This is a genomic window from Novosphingobium mississippiense (genome assembly GCF_044029535.1).
Classification (GTDB): domain Bacteria; phylum Pseudomonadota; class Alphaproteobacteria; order Sphingomonadales; family Sphingomonadaceae; genus Novosphingobium.
The window spans coordinates 153,857-169,494 of the sequence record NZ_CP147001.1; the positions used below are offsets into that span (position 1 = coordinate 153,857).

The window sequence follows — 15,638 nt, forward strand, 5'->3', positions numbered from 1 at the left end:
TCGATGACATCGCCTTACCTCTCCCGCCGCGCCATGGTCGCCGCGCTGGCCCTGTTGCCGGTGGCCGGGCGCGCCGTTGCCGCAGCCCCTTCGCGCGACATTCGCGATTTCGGTGCAGTGTCCGATCCGGGGCGGGACCAGCAGGCGGCGCTCCAGCGGGCGCTGGCCTGGTGTTCGCAAACCAAGGGCTTGCTGCGGCTGGAAAAGGGCGGCGTCTACTGCCATTCGGACATGCTGGACCTGGATGGCGGTGCGATCGCCGGCATGGGCGCCACGCTGAAGGCGCTGGATCCGAACAAGGGCCGCCTGCGCGTGACCGGCAGTGGGGCGCGGATCAGCGACCTGACGCTGGCCTCCCCGGCGACCAGGCGCATCCAGGCCTATTCGGGCTTCGGCCTGCTGGTGCAGGCGGCCAGCGATTTCACCCTTGCCAACGTCACCGTGCGCGGCGCGGCGACGGCGGGGATCGCGCTGGACGATGCCCACGGCGGCACGTTGCAGCGCATTCTGGTGCGGGACACGATGGCCGACGGATTGCACATCACCAATGGTTCGTCCGACATCTCGGTAAGCGACTATCAGGCGATCAATACCGGCGACGATGGCTTTGCGGTGGTCAGCTATGACCGGCCCAACCAGAAAGGTCGGCGGGTTTCGAACGTGCGGGCCACCCGCCTGACGATCACCGATGGCCACGCGCGCGGCGTGGCGGTGGTGGGCGGCGCGGACGTCACGGTTTCGGACGTGCGCGTGGTGCGCTCGGCCTGCGCCGGGCTCTACCTCAATTCGGAACGGAGTTACGGCACCTTCGGCAATGCCCGCATTACCGCGCGCCGGGTGCAACTGGTGGACTGCGTGACCCGCAAGGGGATCAATCAGGGCGCGGTCCATATCCAGGGGCGGCCCGATTGCAGCGTGCAGCGCGCAGGCGCCGACGCCATCGCCTGCTCGACGCAGAGCGTCACCGTATCGGAACTGGAGATCGACGGGCTGGGCCCCGGCGCCCGGGCAGGCGTCGTGGCGGCGGGATCGGTGCGCGACGTGCGGGTCACCGGCCGGCGCGGCGCGGGCAAGTGGGCCCGCCCGGCGGCGGTGGTCGATCCGGGCGTTCGCGATCCCGGTGCCGTCTCGCTCAAGATTTCGTGAGCGGGCGGGCCGGCGGTCTTGTCAGGCGTTTTCGCAGGCTACTTTTTCTCAGGCCACTTTTTCTCAGGCCACCTTGGCGGCGTAGATCATCCGGCCCGAACCGAGGTGGTCGAACGCCCGGTTCAGCAGGCTGTCGCCCACGGCCAGGCAGCCCTGGCTGCGGCCCAGCTTGCCGTGCACCGCGATCATCGAAGGCTCCGCATACCAGGCGCCGTGGATGACGATCGCGCGTTCCAGCGCGTTGCTGTTGCTGGCGTCCAGCCCGATCAACCGCTGCGAACGTCCATGACGGCCGAAGTAGTAGTCCGAAGTCAGATAGGCGCCTTCGCTGGTCGCGTTGGAACCGGGGCTGTTGGAGAAGCGTTGCAACCATCCGGTGTGGTTCGGATCCGAACCACTGCCATGGGCGACATGCAGCGTCGAAGTGGAGCCGCCGACAAGGTCTACCAGATGGAGGCGCGGATCGGACGAGGACGAGGAAAAGTCGACGATGCCGATGCGATCGCGCATCACCCGTCCACCGTGGCGGTCCAGCGCGGCCATCGCGGCGTCGAACAGCGCGGGGTTTACCCCGGCGCGGACGGCGGGCAACGCGGCCGCAGCGGTGGGTGCCACGCCGGGGCCGGGCAAGGGCGCGCGGGGCAGTTCGGGCAGCACCCCGCCCACGCCGAAGGGCGAGGAGGAAATGGCGCTGGCCGCAGTCGAGGAACTCGCCGCAAATGCCGTCGCGGCGACAATGAAGTTACGTCGGCTGAAATTCATATCGTCGCCCCATTAGGGCAGATTCGTCGACAAGGTCTTGGAGTGATTCTCATAAATCGTCACAACGTGCTGTATTCGCGTTCATCGTCAGGAAAGCGTTCCGCATGACTGCAACCCGCTCCGGCGCACCCACCAGCGATGAATATCGCCAGGCGGTTTCGGCGATTATCCGACAGATCCAGAAGAGCGAAGTCCTCAACGATCGCCAGCTTGCCGAACGGCTGGGATGTTCGCCGGGAACGATTCGCAATGCGAAGTCCGAAGCGACCAGCCTCGACCCCATGATGCTGCTGGGCATCGAGAAGAGCTTTGGCCCGGGGGCCATAGACCGATGCCTTGGGCTGGCGCAAGTGCGCGCGGTGGCGCTGCCGGAACGGATGGTCGGCGTCGATCCCATTCTGGCGCTGGTGGAAGCGCTGCACCGTCTGGTGGAAGCGCAGGCGGTGGACAGCGAAGGCGGCAAGCGGATCACCCGCCACGAACTGGGCAAGATCCTGCCCGAACTGCGGCAGGGCCGCGCCGCGCTGGACGCCCTGATCGCCCGCGCCGACACCCGATAAGGATCGGGGGCGACAGTCGCGCGAATTTCGTCTAAGTGGCCGGCATATCGTGGGAAATTCCAAGCAGGGCCGATGTCCGCCTTTTACCTGACATGGATCGTGGTGCTGCTGGCGGGGTTCGGCGCGCGCGATCAGACGACCGTGGCCGGGCTGGTCCGCCGGCAGGGCGCGCGGCCGGGCGTGCTGCTGGTCGCGCTGGCCTGCGCGGTGGCGACGGCGGCGCTGGCGGGCTGGGCGGGAAGCCTTGTGCTGGCCGACTTGCCTCCACCGGCGCGGGCGATCTTCGCCGGAATCGCGCTGGCCATTTCCGGTGCGGAACTGATGATCTTCGTGCCGCGCCGCGATCCGAAGGAGCCGACCAATTCGCTGGGGGCGCTGGCGATCGTGCTGTTCGCGCAGGAATTGACCGATGCGGCGCGGTTCCTGGTGCTGGGGCTGGGCGTCGGCCTTGCCGCGCCTTACGCGGCCGGGGCCGGCGGCGCACTGGGCGGCGCGGTTCTGGCGGGCGCGGCATGGGCCATGCCCTCGGCGCTGGAATGGCGCGGGCTACGCTGGACCAGACGAGCGATCGGCGCGGCGCTGCTGCTTGCCGCCATCGTTCTGTTCCTTCGGGAATTCTCACTAGTCTGATCGAAAAATCGCATTCGAACCAGGCTTCAATTCATCCGTTCACCACTCTACATTCCCCCCGAGACGGACCAATCGAAGGAACCAAGGCATGACTTCCAAGGACGATAATTCGAAGGCCGCGCTGATCGACAGCCTGAACGGGCTGCTGGCCGATACCTTTGCGCTCTACGTGAAGACCAAGAACTTCCACTGGCACGTCAAGGGTCCGCAGTTTCATGACCTGCACCTGCTGTTCGACACGCAGGCGACCGAAATTTTCGGCCTGACCGACCTGATCGCCGAACGCGTGCGCAAGCTGGGCGGCACCACGCTGACCTCGATCGGTGCGATCGGCGCCAAGACCTCGATCGCGGACCAGGACAAGACCTCGCTGGACGCGATGGCGATGGTCAAGGAACTGTTCGAGGATAATTCGTCTTACGTCGCCTCGCTGAAGGCGACCAAGGAACTGGCCGGCGACGCGGGCGACAATGCCACCGACGGCATCATCGACGACTGGACCGACCAGGCCGAACAGCGCGCGTGGTTCCTGCGCGAAATTCTCGCCTGATCCATTTGATACCTGCGCGAAAATCTCGCGCGATCCATTCCTTGAGCATGGAGGGAGTGCTAATGCTTCCTTCATGCCCAAGCTGGAAATCATCGAAAACGCCGACAATGCGATCATCGCCCGATGGTTCGCCGCGCGCCTGAAGGCCGCGCTCGCCACCAGTCCGGACGATATCGCGATCACCGTTCCCGGCGGATCCACCCCGTTCCCGATCTTCGACCTGCTGGCCAAGGAAGACCTGCCCTGGCACCGCATCGCGGTATGGCCGGGGGACGACCGCATCGTTGACGAGGATCATCCCGCCAGCAACGTGGGCAAGATCCGCGCCCGGCTGGAGCCCGTGGGCGCCCGGATCGTGCCGCTGACCGAGGATGCGCAACCGCCCCACTTCGCCATCGCCTGGATGGGCATGGGCGGCGACGGGCACATCGCCTCGCTGTTTCCGAATACCGATCCGAAGGCGGACGATCCGTACGCGGTCCGCCGCCTGACGCCCGATCCCCTGCCGCCCGAAGCGCCGTTCGACCGCCTGAGCCTGACGATCCCGGCGCTGGTCGACAGTGATGAGATCGCCTTCGTCATCCGCGGCGACGACAAGCGCGCCGTGTTCGATGCCGCGGTGAAGGGGGAAAGCGACCTGCCGATCGCCCGCCTGCTGCGTGCCGCCCGCCACAAGGTGACCTGCTTCTGCTGAACCTTCTGCCCGCCAGCCTCCACCGGGCCCTCTACCGCATCGCCCACCGCGTGCGCATGGCGGTCTGGCGGGTGCGGCGCCCGCGCCTTGAAGGCGTGCGGGTGCTGGCCTTCGATCCGGCGGGGCGGCTGCTGTTGCTGCGCCACTCCTATGGATCGGGCAAGTGGATGCCGCCGGGCGGGGGCATGAACCGGGACGAGGACGCGCTGGCCGCCGGCAAGCGCGAATTCGAGGAGGAGACTGGCCGCCCGCTGCTCGATGGCCGCGAACTGCTGGCCGTGGACGAGGATTTGCAGGGCGCCAGCAACCGCGTGCACATGGTGGTCGGCCGGGTGGAGGGCACGCCCCGGTGGGACGGGCGCGAGATCGTGGAGATCGCGCTGTTTCCGCTCGATGCCCTGCCGGAAGCCATGCCGGCGGGCCTTGCCCGCAAGATCGGTGAGTGGGTGGAGCGTATGAACGCGGGTTAGGACAGTTTCCGATCCGATTGCATCGAACTAACTGCTCTAAGATTTTGATTTGGCGCGTTTTCGGAGTCATCGGGGCGTGCCACCTGAACACGCTCTAAAGCAGCGTGAGTTGGCCGTCTTTCGTCGGACGCGATTCTTCCTCGCCCCGTTCCAGCGCCGAAAGCGTCAGCCCCATCAGCCGGATGGGCTGGGGCAGGGGCATCAGATCGTCCAGCAGGGCATGGCCGATGGCCGAGAATTCCGCCTTGTCCGCCACGAAGTGGTGTAGCGAGCGGGCGCGGGTCAAGGTGGTGAAATCGGCATAGCGCAGCTTCAGCGTCACCGTGCGCCCGCGCGTATCGGCGCGTTCGATGCGGGCCCAGACGATCTCCACGATATCGTCCATCGTCGCGCGCAGGGTGTCGGCCCCGGCAATGTTCTCGAAGAACGTGCGCTCTCCGCCGACCGATTTTCGCGGCCGGTCGGCGCGCACCTGCCGCAGATCCACCCCCCGTGCGGCGCGAAACAGGTATTCGGCGAAGCTGCCGAAGTTGGCGCGCAGGAAGGCCAGATCCCTGGCGACGAGGTCCGCGCCGGTTTCGATCCCCAGCTGCGCCATCTTCTCCGCCCCGCGCGGCCCCACGCCGTGAAAGCGCCGGACCGGCAGCCCGGCCACGAACTGCGCACCTTCGCCGGGCCGGATCACGCAGAGGCCATCGGGCTTGTTCTGGTCGCTCGCCAGCTTCGCCAGGAACTTGTTGTAGGAGACGCCGGCGCTGGCGGTCAGCCCCGTTTCCGCCTTGATGCGGCGGCGGATTTCCTCGGCAATGCGCGTGGCCGAGCCGATTCCCTTGAGGTCCGCCGTGACGTCCAGATAGGCTTCGTCCAGCGAGAGCGGTTCGACGTGGGGGGTATAATCCAGGAAGATTGCGCGGATCTGGTCGCTCACCTGTCGGTAGACGTCGAAGCGGGGCTTGCGGAAGATCAGGTCCGGGCAGAGCCGTATCGCCCGGGCCGACGGCATCGCGGATCGCACGCCGAACTTGCGCGCCTCATAGCTGGCGGCGGCCACCACGCCGCGCTGGGATGATCCGCCGACCGCCACCGGCTTGCCTTTCAGCGAAGGCTCATCGCGCTGTTCGACGCTGGCGTAGAAGGCATCCATGTCGACATGGATCACCTTGCGCAGGCCGTCGGCTTCCTCCTCGCGTTCATGATCGGCCGATGACATGCGGGTCTTATAGCGAGGGGAGGGCGCGCTCCATAGGGGGCATCATGACGGGCGATCGCCAAGGTGCGCTGCCCGATTTCCCGGTCATGAGTGCCCCAAAATCTTGCCGTCCCACTCCGTCATCCCCGCGAAGGCGGGGCTGGCGAAGGAGTGGTGAGGGGAGGGCGGAAAGCGGCCCGCCAACGAAAACGCCCGCCGGTTTCCCGGCGGGCGTTTCGATTTCGTCGTGCGAGTGCGGATCAGCGCAGGCGCACCGGCACGAAGGCGGCCGGTTGGCCGCGCGGCTGGACGCGCAGCAGGATCGCGGGGCGGTTATCCGCCTTGGCGGCCTTGATCACGTTTTCCAGATCGACCTTCGACGTGACCGGCTGGTTGTTCGCCGAAAGGATGATGAAGCCACGGGCAAAGCCCTTCTGGCCGGCATCCGAACTGGGATCGACCGAGATGATGACAAGGCCCTTGGTCCCTTCCGCAGCGCCCAACTGGCGGGCGATCGTCGGGGTCAGCGGCGTCACCGAAAGGCCGGTGGCCTTTTCGATCACGCCCTGGCCCTGCTGCGCCGGGGGATTGTTGAAGGCGTCGCTGTCCTGATCGTCGCCGTTGCTGCTGTCGAACGACTGGGCCAGATCGTCCTCGCTCGGGCGCTGGGCCACCGTGGCCGTCACCGTCATGCGGCGGCCGTTGCGGATCAGTTCGACCGGAACCTTGGTGCCCGGCGTCGTGTTGGCGACGATGAACGAGAGGCTCTGGTCGCGCGTCACTTCCTTGCCGCCGACCTTCACCACCACGTCGCCGGCCTGGATGCCGGCCTTGGCAGCGGCGCCATCGGCGACCACGCTCTGGATGAATTCACCCTTGTTGTGCTCAAGGCCCAGTGAATCCGCCAGGTCTTCGTTCAGCGCCTGGATCTGCACGCCCAGATAGCCGCGCTGGATCTTCTCGCCCTTGATCAGTTTGTCGACGATGGGCGAGGCGATTTCGGAGGGAATCGCAAAGCCGATGCCGACGCTGCCGCCGGTGGGGGAGAAGATGGCGTTGTTGATGCCGATCACCTGGCCGTTCATGTCGAACATCGGGCCGCCGGAGTTGCCGCGGTTGATCGAGGCGTCGGTCTGGAGATAGCGGTCGTAGGCGCCGCCGGCACCGGTGTTGCGGTACACGGCTGAAACGATGCCCGCGGTGACGGTGCCGCCCAGGCCGAACGGATTGCCGATGGCGACCACCCAGTCACCCACGCGCGCCTTCGAGCTATCGCCGAACTTCACGAAGGGCAGCGCCTTCGGGGCGGTGATCTTCAGCACGGCCAGGTCCGATGCGGCGTCCTTGCCGATCAGCTTGGCCGGATACTCGGTACCGTCGGGCATGATGACGGTGATCGATTCGACCTCGCCCTTGCCCTCTGCGGTGATCACGTGGTTGTTGGTGACGATGTAGCCGTCGGCCGAGACGATGAAGCCCGAGCCGAGCGACTGCGCTTCACGCGTCTGCGGGCCGGAGCCGCCGCCACCGCCGCCGAACAGGCCTTCGAAAGGCGTGCCCGCGAAGGGGTTGGCGCCGCCGCCCTGCACTTGCACGCGCTGGCGGGTGGAGATGTTCACCACGGAGGGCGCCAACTGTTCGGTCAGGTCCGCGAAGCTCGCCGGAGCGCCGGCCCGAGGGGCCACGCGGGCCATCTGGCTGGCTTCGTTCTGGGCGACCTGGGCGCCAGCCGGATAGCCGGTGACCAGGGTGAGCGTCGCGCCTCCCAGCAGGAGCGCTGTGGTCAATCCATAAGCGTATCGCACGGGCTTCACGTCCTTTGATTCCTCCGTCCTGGCAGTGCAGGGTCACATCCTGTCGTCACCGTCCCGGTTGACGCTCCGCGAGCTTAACCGGGTTTGAATGGCGTTCTTGCGCTGGACCGGTGCACGCGCGCGCCGATCCGTTGATCGTTCGGAAAGCCTTATGGTTCCCGGAAATGCTGAAGATAGGCGTTATCGGGTGAAAGCAGTATGGTCTTGCCGGCATCACCCTTGGCGAACGAGATCGAATAGCTCTTCATCGCGCGGTAGAAGTCATAGAACTTCGGATCCTTGCCATAGGCATTGGCATAGATGCGCGCGGCCTGCGCTTCGGCATCCGCGCGGATGATCTGTACGTCCTTATAGCCTTGCGCGGCGATCGTCTTGGCCTCTTCCTCGCGCGTGGCCTGCATCCGGGCGAAAGCGCTTTCCAGGGCGCCTTCGGGCAGGTCCGCCCGCTTGATCTGCACGTCCACCACTTGCGCGCCATATTCGCGCGCCTCGCGGTCCAGCCCGTCGCGGATATGGGCCATGGCCTCACCCCGCTCCGCGGTCAGCAGCGATTCGAACGTGCGCTTGCCCAGTTCCTGCCGGACGACGGAGGAGAGAATGGGCTGAAGCTGCTCGGTCACGCGCTCGGTGGTCTGCGCCGTCTCCACCATCTTGACCGGATCGATGATCCGGTAGCGCGCGAACGCATCCACGTTCAGGCGGAACTGGTCGGTGGAGAGCACCTGCTCCTGCTGCATGTCCACCGAAAGCAGGCGCTTGTCGATGCGCACCGCGCGCTCAAGGCCGGGGATGCGCCAGTGGATGCCGGCATCGGTCGCGCCGAACGGCGCGCCGGGCACATAGGCGTTGTAGACGCGGTCTGGGCGGCCGGTGCGCACCACCACCACCTGTTCCGTCTCGGGCACGACGATCACGCTCATCAGCACGCCGACGGCAACTGCGCCCGCGGCGATCCAGGCGACTTTGTAATCCTGCCAGAGGTTCATCACTGGCCTCCCTGCGTGGCGGCGGGGGCCGCAGTCACGGTGATATCGCCGGGCGCGGATTCGGCGCGGCGCTTCATTTCGGGAAGGGGCAGATAGCTCGTCATGTTCTTGGGTTCGGCGACGACGGTGTCGTTCTGGGAAATCACCCGCTCCATCGTTTCGTAATACATGCGCCGCTTGGTCACCTCGGGGGCCAGCTTGTATTCCTCATAGACCTTGTCGAACGCGGCAGCCTCACCTTCTGCGGCGGCCAGCGTCTGCTGTGCGCCGGCGCGTGCGTTGGAACGGTCGCGGTCGGCGTTCTGCTGGGCGACGTTGACCTGATCGAACGCGGCGCGGGTCTTCGACGGCGGATCGGCCTTCTTGATCTCGATGCCCTGGATCGCCACGCCGGAGCGATAGAAATCGAGTATGCGCTGCGTCCGCTCGCGCACGTCCTGCTCCACGCGTGCGCGCCCGGCGCCCGACATGGCATCTTTCAGCGTCACTTGCGCGATGGAGGCGCGCATCGCCGCCTCCGCCACTTCGCGCACGGTGTCCTTGGGATCGATCAGGCGGTAGGAATAATTTTCCAGGTTCTTGATGTTCCAACGGACCAGGTAGCTGAGGTCGACAAGATTCTTGTCGCTGGTCAGCATCAGCTTTTCGGCCTCTCCATCGGGGATCGTATCCACCGCGAAGGAACGCACGTCGGTCTTGTCCACCTGCTCGATCGGCCAGGGCATGGTCAGCGAGACGCCGGAATCGATCACGCGGGAGAAATGGCCGAAGCGGGTGACGACACCCTGCTCCTGCGGGCTCAGCGAGTGGACGCAGGACATGCCCAGCATCACCAAAACCGCCGCGCCGATGCCCAGTGGCAACCACGAAGTGCCGTCCGCGCGGCGCGGCAGGTTCGGGAACCCGCCGCCAAGGCCGCCACCGCCGCCATTGCCGGTGCGGCGTGGATCGCGGGGGCGGAAGATGTCCTCTATGCTGGCGGAGCGGCGTGGCGGGGTGCCGCCGCTGGGCAGCCACGGGTTGCGCGGGCCGCGCGGTTCGTTGGCGCCGGGCTTGCCGTCAGGTTTGTCGCCACCCTTGCCGATGGGGGCCGATCCGCCCGGCTTCGCGCCTTCGCTACCGCCCGGAGCATGACCATCGGGCCCATCGGATCCGGCGCCTTCGGGGCCGGATGTTTCAGGGCCGCCTTCCGGGCCGGGGTTTTCGGAACCGTGTCCATCGTTCCCGCCCTGACCGTCTCCATCGCTGCCGGAACCCCAGGGGCTCTTGCGGCCGGTCATGGCAAGTGGCTCGCCAGAGCCGGTGTCTTGTGCGGCGCCAAGGCCGGCGCGTGAGATGGCGTCACCGAATGCTGTCATGTCCCCATCTATAGGAAGCCTTTTTCATCAAAAACAGTGCCTCTCTTGCCCTTTTTACTCGACTGCGCCACCTGAACGCTGTTCATGCCCCATTCTCCCCACATTCTTTGCAGGACTTCATGACTACCCCCGATACTGCCGGATCCGATGCTGATCGCCTGAAATCGTTGATTTCGCCGGACCTGGCGCCACGCGTGCGATCGCTGCGACTGGCCGATGGACGGGCGGTGGTGGTGATCGACGGCAGCGGCCTTTCCGTGCAGGAGCAGGCCGCGATCGAACCCGCCGTTACCGCCGCGCTGACAGGGGCGGAGGGCGTGGAGGAAGTCCACGTCGCGGTCATGGCGGACAAGCCGCGCCAGCACATCCTGGCGGTCGGATCGGGCAAGGGCGGCGTCGGCAAATCCACGCTGGCGGCCAATCTGGCGGTGGCGCTGGCCCGATTGGGCCGCCGTGTCGGCCTGGTGGATGCGGATATCTCCGGCCCGTCGCAGGCGCGGCTGCTCGGCACCGAGGGGCAGCGCCCGGTTGCGCATGAAAGCCGGCTGGTGCCGGTGGCCAGCCAGTGGGGCGTGCCGGTGCTGTCGATGGCGCAACTGTCCGAACCGGGCCAGGCGATCGCCTGGCGCGGATCGATGGTGGCCGGCGCGCTGACGCAGTTTCTGGAAGCACATTGGGAAAACGCGGAAATCATCGTGGTGGACCTGCCGCCCGGCACCGGTGACGTGCAACTGACGATGCTGCAGAAGTTCAAGCCCGCCGGTGCGGTGATCGTCTCCACCCCGCAGGATCTGGCACTGATGGACGCGGCCCGCGCGGTGACCCTGTTCGAGAAGAGCGGCGTGCCGATCGTCGGGGTGGTGGAGAACATGGCCGGCTATGCCTGCCCGCATTGCGGTGAGGTGAGCGATCCCTTCGGCGTGGGCGGTGCGGAGGCGGCGGCGCGGACGATGGGGCTGGACTTCCTGGGCCGCATTCCGCTGGACATCGCGATCCGGCGAGACAGCGATGCCGGAAATCCGCCGGCGGCCGGAACCGGCCCGCAGGCGGAAGCCTTCGTGGCGCTGGGCCGCCGCGTATCGGATTGGCTGGACCAGATCTGATGCAGGTTTCGCGGCGCGGCGTCCTGATCGGTGCGCTGGCGGGCGGCGGGCTGGCCGTCGGCTACCTGCTGCGGCCGCATCGCTTTCCGCTGCCGCTGGAACCCGGGCCGGACGAATATGCGTTCGGCGCCTGGATCAAGATCGGTGCGGACGGCGTGGTCAGCGTCGCGGTGCCGCAAGTGGAAATGGGGCAGGGGGTGACGACGCTGCTGCCGCAGGTCGTTGCTTGGGAAATGGGCGCGGACTGGCGGCAGATCGCCGTGGAGCCTGCCCCGGTCAGCGCGCTTTACGCCAATACCGTGCTGGCGGCGAAGTGGTCGTCGCTGTGGTCGTCGCCGTGGATGCCGATGGCGTCCTCTCTGGCGGAAAACCCGGATGGCTTCGTTACCCGCCGCTGGGCTCAGGACCATCGCTTCAACGTGACGGCGGACGGCACCGCGCTGGCGGCCTACGAAGGGCCGGCGCGGGCGGCGGCGGCTTCGGCGCGGGCACTGCTGGCGCAGGCGGCGGCGGCGCGCTGGGGCGTTGCGGTGGAGGAGTGCGAGGTGGGCGGCGGTCTGGTCCACCATGCCGGCAAAGTGCTGCCCTTCGGCGTGATCGCGGCGGAGGCGGCGGCCTTCTCGCCCCCCGATCCACCGCCGCTGCGGCCCGATTTTCCCACCGAAAAGCCCGGCGAATTCCCGCCCGGCGCAAAGTTGCGCTATCCGCGGCTGGACTTGCCCTCCAAGGTGGACGGGTCGTGGATCTTCGCCGGTGACGTCCGCCTGCCGGACATGTTGCGCGCCTCCATCCGCCATGCGCCGCTGGTCGGCGGCAAGGGGGCGATGGCCGAAGTCTCCGCGCTGGACGAACAGGCGGGCAAGTCCCTGCGCGGCTTCCATCGCTTCGTGCAAGGCCCCGGCTGGGTCGCCGCCGTCGCCGACGACTGGTGGAGCGCGGAGGCGGCGCTGGTCCGCGCCCGGCCGCGCTACCGCGTGATCGGCGCGCTGGACAGCGACGTGATGGATAATGCGCTGGATGAGGCAATGCGTACCGGGGCGGGCGAACGTATCCACCTGACCGGCGATGGTGCTGCCGTGGATGGACTGCTGCCGTTCCAGGTCCGCTATGAAGTCGCGCCCGCCACCCATGCCACGATAGAGACTGCCAGTGCCACGGCCCGCTTTGCCGATGGCCGGCTGGAACTGTGGATCGGCACGCAGGCGCCCGAGGCGGTGCGCGCCGCGGCGGCAGAGGCGGTCGGCGTGGGCGCGCATGCGGTGGTGCTCTATCCCGTGGCGCTGGGCGGCAGCTTCGACTTGCGGCTGGAATGCCGGCACGCGGCGCAAGTGGCGCTGCTGGCGAAGACGATGGAGCGCCCGGTGCAACTGACCTGGCCGCGCGGAGAGGAATTCCGCGCCGCTTTCCCGCGCACGCCGGCCGTGGCGGTGATGGCCGCGCGTGCCAATGCCGAAGGCGGCATCGCCGGATGGCGCGCGCGCATCGCCGCGCCGGCCAGCGCGCGCGAATTCGGCCGCCGCTTCTTCGCTGGAGACGGCCCGGCGGAGGCGATTTCCGCGGTGGCGGGCAAGGCCGATCCGATGGCGCTGGAAGGCGCGGTTCCCGCCTATGCGATCCCTGCCATCGCCGTAGACCACATCCCCGCGACCATCGATCTGCCGACGGCGCGAATGCGCGGCAATGCGCATGGCTACACCGCGTTCTTCAACGAAAGCTTCGTGGACGAACTGGCCCATCGCGCCGGGCGGGAGCCGCTGTCCTACCGCATGGCGATGCTGGGCGGCGATCCGCGTCTGGCCGAATGCCTGCAGCGGGTGTCGGCGCTGGCCGAATGGGGCGGCGGGGGAGACAACAGCGGGCAAGGCATTGCCTGTCACGTCATCGGCGGGGGGCGCATCGCGGTGATCGCCAGCGCCCGGCGGGACGAGAACGGGGTGCGGGTGGACCGGCTGAGTGCCGTCGCCGACATCGGCCGGATCGTCAATTACGACATCGCCCGCCAGCAGATCGAGGGCGGGTTGGTGTTCGGGCTGGGGCTGACCCTGGGCTGCGCGCCGCGCTACGTCGGCGGGCGGCCGGACAGCGACCGGCTGGGCGACATGGCACTGCCCGCGCTGGCCGATTGCCCGCGCATCGAAGTGGACTTCATCGAGAGCAAGGCCGATCCGGCCGATCCCGGCGAACTGGGCACTGCCGCCGTCGCGCCTGCCGTCGCCAATGCGCTTTACTCGGCGACGGGGCTCCGCTTCCGTCGTCTTCCCCTGTTTGCCGAGGAGTTCTGATGCCCGCTTCCGATTCGCGCGTGGGCGTGCTGCTGGTGAACCTGGGCACCCCCGATGCACCCACCGCGCCGGCGGTGCGTCGTTATCTGGCGGAGTTCCTGTCGGACCCGCGCGTGGTGGAAATCCCGGCGATCGCATGGAAGCCGATCCTCCACGGGGTGATCCTGCGCACGCGGCCGGCCAAGTCCGCCCATGCCTATGGCCAGGTCTGGACCGACAAGGGATCGCCACTGGCGGCGATCACCGCCGCACAGGCCACCGCGCTGCAGCAGCGGATGGGAGAGGGCATCACCGTCGACTGGGCGATGCGTTACGGCAACCCCGCCATCCCCGCGCGGCTGTCCGCGATGAAGGCGGCGGGTTGCGACCGCATTCTGATCGCCCCGCTCTATCCGCAATATTCCGGTGCGACCACGGCATCGGTGGCGGACAAGGTGGGGCAGGCGATGGCGGCCATGCGCGCGCAGCCGACGCTGCGCACGCTGCCGCCCTACTACGCCGACCCCGTGCATATCGATGCGCTGGAAACCGACCTTTCGCGGCAGCTGGCCGCGCTGGCCTTCGTGCCCGAAGTGCTGGTGCTGTCGTTCCACGGGATGCCGCAGCGCACGACGGACCTTGGCGACCCCTATTACTGGCACTGCCGCGAAACGTCGCACCTGCTGGTCGAACGGCTGCATCGGCGCTTCCCGGCGCTGCGCATCGAGACCAGCTTCCAGTCCCGCTTCGGCCGCGCCAAGTGGCTGGAGCCGTCCACCGAGCACCTGCTCGAAACCGAGGCCAAGGCAGGCACCCGGCGCATTGCCGTCGCCGCGCCGGGCTTCTCGGCCGATTGCGTGGAAACGCTGGAGGAACTGGCGATCCGCGCGCGCGAGGTGTTCGAAGCGGCGGGCGGCACCGATTTCGCCGTGCTCTCCTGCCTGAACGACACGCCCGCCGGGATCGACATGCTGGAGGCGCTGGTTCGGCGCGAATTGTCGGGCTGGTGAGTATCGGCAGCCGAGTGCCCTCGTAACAAGGATTTAACGCCTGGTTTCCGGGTTAACTATGTTCTTTTCCCATGCATCTACGTGAATGCACGGAATGGAGCACATGGACGACATGGATTTCAGCTACGGCGCGGACTGCGCGGCGGCGGGGTGGGGTGGCAACGGGATGGTTCGGCAGGGCCCGTCCCCGTTGCTCACGATCTTCGCGGACCGTCCGCACGTGCGCGCGGCGATGCGCGAGGATGCGGTGGCGGCGGGGATGCGCGTCACCATCGGATCGCTGGCCCAGGTGCTGGCCGAACCCGATGACCGGCAGATGCGCGATGTCATGCTGGGCGATGTCGTGCTGGTCGATTGCCCGCTGACCGATGCCGAAACCCTGGCCGCATTGGCACGGCTGGACCTGCTGGTCGCCGGATCGGGCATCCGGTTGATCGTTTCGACCAGCTCGGCGGCGCTGGAGGACGTCTTCGCCTGCATGGACTGTTCGGATTCGCTGCTGCTGGTGGATCCCACCCCGGCGGAGCGGTTGGTGGCGCTGGGCCGGGTGCTGGCGGGGTTGCCGCAGGGCCGCGTGCGCGAACTGTCGGAGGATGACCGGCTGATGATCCTGCGGCTGACCGAACAGGTGGGCCAGATCGCCGGCCGGATCGAGCGGCTGGCGCCGTCCAGCGCGGGAGAGGTGGAGCCGCGCGAACGGAGCGTCGAGCCGGTCGTTTCAGCCGCGCGGCCGGCGTCGGCAAATCTTCCCGAGCCCCGGCTGGTGCGCAAGATCCTGCGTCAGCGCCAGCTACGCGCGCGTTATATCGAGGGCGATCTGTTCGCAGATCCGGCGTGGGACATGTTGCTGGACCTTGCCGCCGCGCGGGAAGAGGGCAAGCAGGTCTCGGTAACCTCGCTCTGCATCGCCGCGGCCGTGCCGCCGACGACGGCGCTGCGCTGGATCGGCCAGATGGTCACCGGTGGACTGTTCCGCCGCGTCTGCGACGACAACGACCGCCGCCGCGCCTTCATCGAGCTGACCGACAAGGCCGTCGATGCGCTGGGGCGCTATTTCGACGAGATCGACCTGGCCCTTCCGGCGCCCGTCTGACCGGCTTTCGGC

At 67.6% G+C, this 15,638-nt stretch carries 15 protein-coding genes; 10 read left to right on the forward strand and 5 right to left on the reverse strand.

Going from position 1 to position 15,638, the window contains the following annotated elements; translation table 11 throughout:
- Nucleotides 1-3: 3 nt before the first annotated feature.
- A complete protein-coding gene (locus tag WBP06_RS00705; RefSeq protein ID WP_395330845.1) occupies nucleotides 4-1,146 on the forward strand; it encodes a glycosyl hydrolase family 28 protein in 1,143 nt (380 codons plus the stop codon).
- A gap of 63 nt (nucleotides 1,147-1,209) precedes the next feature.
- Here WBP06_RS00705 and WBP06_RS00710 read toward each other — a convergent pair whose 3' ends face one another.
- Nucleotides 1,210-1,908: a murein L,D-transpeptidase catalytic domain family protein gene (locus WBP06_RS00710; protein ID WP_395330847.1), complete on the reverse strand. Its 699-nt coding sequence runs from the start codon at nucleotides 1,906-1,908 to the stop codon at nucleotides 1,210-1,212.
- 104 nt (nucleotides 1,909-2,012) lie between these two features.
- Between WBP06_RS00710 and WBP06_RS00715 the strand changes: the two genes are divergently transcribed.
- The 5 genes from WBP06_RS00715 (at nucleotide 2,013) to WBP06_RS00735 (ending at nucleotide 4,812) form a co-directional block, all read left to right on the forward strand.
- Nucleotides 2,013-2,468: an XRE family transcriptional regulator gene (locus WBP06_RS00715; protein ID WP_395330850.1), complete on the forward strand. Its 456-nt coding sequence runs from the start codon at nucleotides 2,013-2,015 to the stop codon at nucleotides 2,466-2,468.
- A 72-nt stretch (nucleotides 2,469-2,540) separates the two neighbouring features.
- On the forward strand, nucleotides 2,541-3,098 hold the full coding sequence (locus tag WBP06_RS00720; protein ID WP_395330852.1) for a hypothetical protein: 558 nt from the start codon (nucleotides 2,541-2,543) through the stop codon (nucleotides 3,096-3,098).
- 88 nt (nucleotides 3,099-3,186) lie between these two features.
- Entirely contained in the window at nucleotides 3,187-3,648 is a 462-nt protein-coding gene (locus tag WBP06_RS00725) for a Dps family protein (protein ID WP_395330855.1), read from the forward strand.
- Nucleotides 3,649-3,721: 73 nt separating this feature from the next.
- Nucleotides 3,722-4,342 carry a 6-phosphogluconolactonase gene (locus WBP06_RS00730; protein WP_395330858.1) on the forward strand — a complete coding sequence of 207 codons (621 nt, stop codon included), beginning with the start codon at nucleotides 3,722-3,724 and terminating at the stop codon, nucleotides 4,340-4,342.
- 56 nt (nucleotides 4,343-4,398) lie between these two features.
- Nucleotides 4,399-4,812: an NUDIX domain-containing protein gene (locus WBP06_RS00735; protein ID WP_395330861.1), complete on the forward strand. Its 414-nt coding sequence runs from the start codon at nucleotides 4,399-4,401 to the stop codon at nucleotides 4,810-4,812.
- 94 nt (nucleotides 4,813-4,906) lie between these two features.
- Here the strand turns inward: WBP06_RS00735 and dinB are convergent, their stop codons facing one another.
- The 4 genes from dinB to WBP06_RS00755 form a co-directional block, all read right to left on the reverse strand.
- Entirely contained in the window at nucleotides 4,907-6,022 is a 1,116-nt protein-coding gene (gene dinB / locus WBP06_RS00740; RefSeq protein ID WP_395330863.1) for a DNA polymerase IV, read from the reverse strand.
- A 239-nt stretch (nucleotides 6,023-6,261) separates the two neighbouring features.
- Complete coding sequence (locus WBP06_RS00745; protein ID WP_395333970.1) at nucleotides 6,262-7,806, reverse strand: Do family serine endopeptidase; 1,545 nt, start codon at nucleotides 7,804-7,806, stop codon at nucleotides 6,262-6,264.
- Nucleotides 7,807-7,964: 158 nt separating this feature from the next.
- Nucleotides 7,965-8,804: a protease modulator HflC gene (gene hflC / locus WBP06_RS00750; protein ID WP_395330865.1), complete on the reverse strand. Its 840-nt coding sequence runs from the start codon at nucleotides 8,802-8,804 to the stop codon at nucleotides 7,965-7,967.
- Nucleotides 8,801-10,081, reverse strand: coding sequence for an SPFH domain-containing protein (locus tag WBP06_RS00755; RefSeq protein WP_395333972.1), 1,281 nt, complete (start codon nucleotides 10,079-10,081; stop codon nucleotides 8,801-8,803). The genes hflC and WBP06_RS00755 overlap by 4 nt, the downstream gene beginning before the upstream one ends.
- A 197-nt stretch (nucleotides 10,082-10,278) precedes the next feature.
- Between WBP06_RS00755 and WBP06_RS00760 the strand changes: the two genes are divergently transcribed.
- The 4 genes from WBP06_RS00760 (at nucleotide 10,279) to WBP06_RS00775 (ending at nucleotide 15,626) form a co-directional block, all read left to right on the forward strand.
- A complete protein-coding gene (locus tag WBP06_RS00760) occupies nucleotides 10,279-11,262 on the forward strand; it encodes a P-loop NTPase (protein WP_395330867.1) in 984 nt (327 codons plus the stop codon).
- Nucleotides 11,262-13,544, forward strand: coding sequence for a molybdopterin cofactor-binding domain-containing protein (locus WBP06_RS00765; protein WP_395330869.1), 2,283 nt, complete (start codon nucleotides 11,262-11,264; stop codon nucleotides 13,542-13,544). Before WBP06_RS00760 ends, WBP06_RS00765 begins: the two co-directional genes overlap by 1 nt.
- Nucleotides 13,544-14,533 carry a ferrochelatase gene (gene hemH / locus WBP06_RS00770; protein WP_395330871.1) on the forward strand — a complete coding sequence of 330 codons (990 nt, stop codon included), beginning with the start codon at nucleotides 13,544-13,546 and terminating at the stop codon, nucleotides 14,531-14,533. Before WBP06_RS00765 ends, hemH begins: the two co-directional genes overlap by 1 nt.
- Nucleotides 14,534-14,636: 103 nt before the next feature.
- Complete coding sequence (locus WBP06_RS00775; RefSeq protein WP_395330873.1) at nucleotides 14,637-15,626, forward strand: MarR family transcriptional regulator; 990 nt, start codon at nucleotides 14,637-14,639, stop codon at nucleotides 15,624-15,626.
- The last annotated feature ends 12 nt before the right edge of the window (nucleotides 15,627-15,638 follow it).

Excerpts from the sequence above, each read along its gene's own strand:
- WBP06_RS00705 (WP_395330845.1), top strand. The coding sequence starts at position 4 with ATGACATCGCCTTACCTCTCCCGCCGCGCCATGGTCGCCGCGCTGGCC.
- WBP06_RS00710 (WP_395330847.1), bottom strand. The coding sequence starts at position 1,908 with ATGAATTTCAGCCGACGTAACTTCATTGTCGCCGCGACGGCATTTGCG.
- WBP06_RS00715 (WP_395330850.1), top strand. The coding sequence starts at position 2,013 with ATGACTGCAACCCGCTCCGGCGCACCCACCAGCGATGAATATCGCCAG.
- WBP06_RS00720 (WP_395330852.1), top strand. The coding sequence starts at position 2,541 with ATGTCCGCCTTTTACCTGACATGGATCGTGGTGCTGCTGGCGGGGTTC.
- WBP06_RS00725 (WP_395330855.1), top strand. The coding sequence starts at position 3,187 with ATGACTTCCAAGGACGATAATTCGAAGGCCGCGCTGATCGACAGCCTG.
- WBP06_RS00730 (WP_395330858.1), top strand. The coding sequence starts at position 3,722 with ATGCCCAAGCTGGAAATCATCGAAAACGCCGACAATGCGATCATCGCC.
- WBP06_RS00735 (WP_395330861.1), top strand. The coding sequence starts at position 4,399 with ATGGCGGTCTGGCGGGTGCGGCGCCCGCGCCTTGAAGGCGTGCGGGTG.
- dinB (WP_395330863.1), bottom strand. The coding sequence starts at position 6,022 with ATGTCATCGGCCGATCATGAACGCGAGGAGGAAGCCGACGGCCTGCGC.
- WBP06_RS00755 (WP_395333972.1), bottom strand. The coding sequence starts at position 10,081 with ATGACCGGCCGCAAGAGCCCCTGGGGTTCCGGCAGCGATGGAGACGGT.
- WBP06_RS00760 (WP_395330867.1), top strand. The coding sequence starts at position 10,279 with ATGACTACCCCCGATACTGCCGGATCCGATGCTGATCGCCTGAAATCG.
- WBP06_RS00765 (WP_395330869.1), top strand. The coding sequence starts at position 11,262 with ATGCAGGTTTCGCGGCGCGGCGTCCTGATCGGTGCGCTGGCGGGCGGC.
- hemH (WP_395330871.1), top strand. The coding sequence starts at position 13,544 with ATGCCCGCTTCCGATTCGCGCGTGGGCGTGCTGCTGGTGAACCTGGGC.
- WBP06_RS00775 (WP_395330873.1), top strand. The coding sequence starts at position 14,637 with ATGGACGACATGGATTTCAGCTACGGCGCGGACTGCGCGGCGGCGGGG.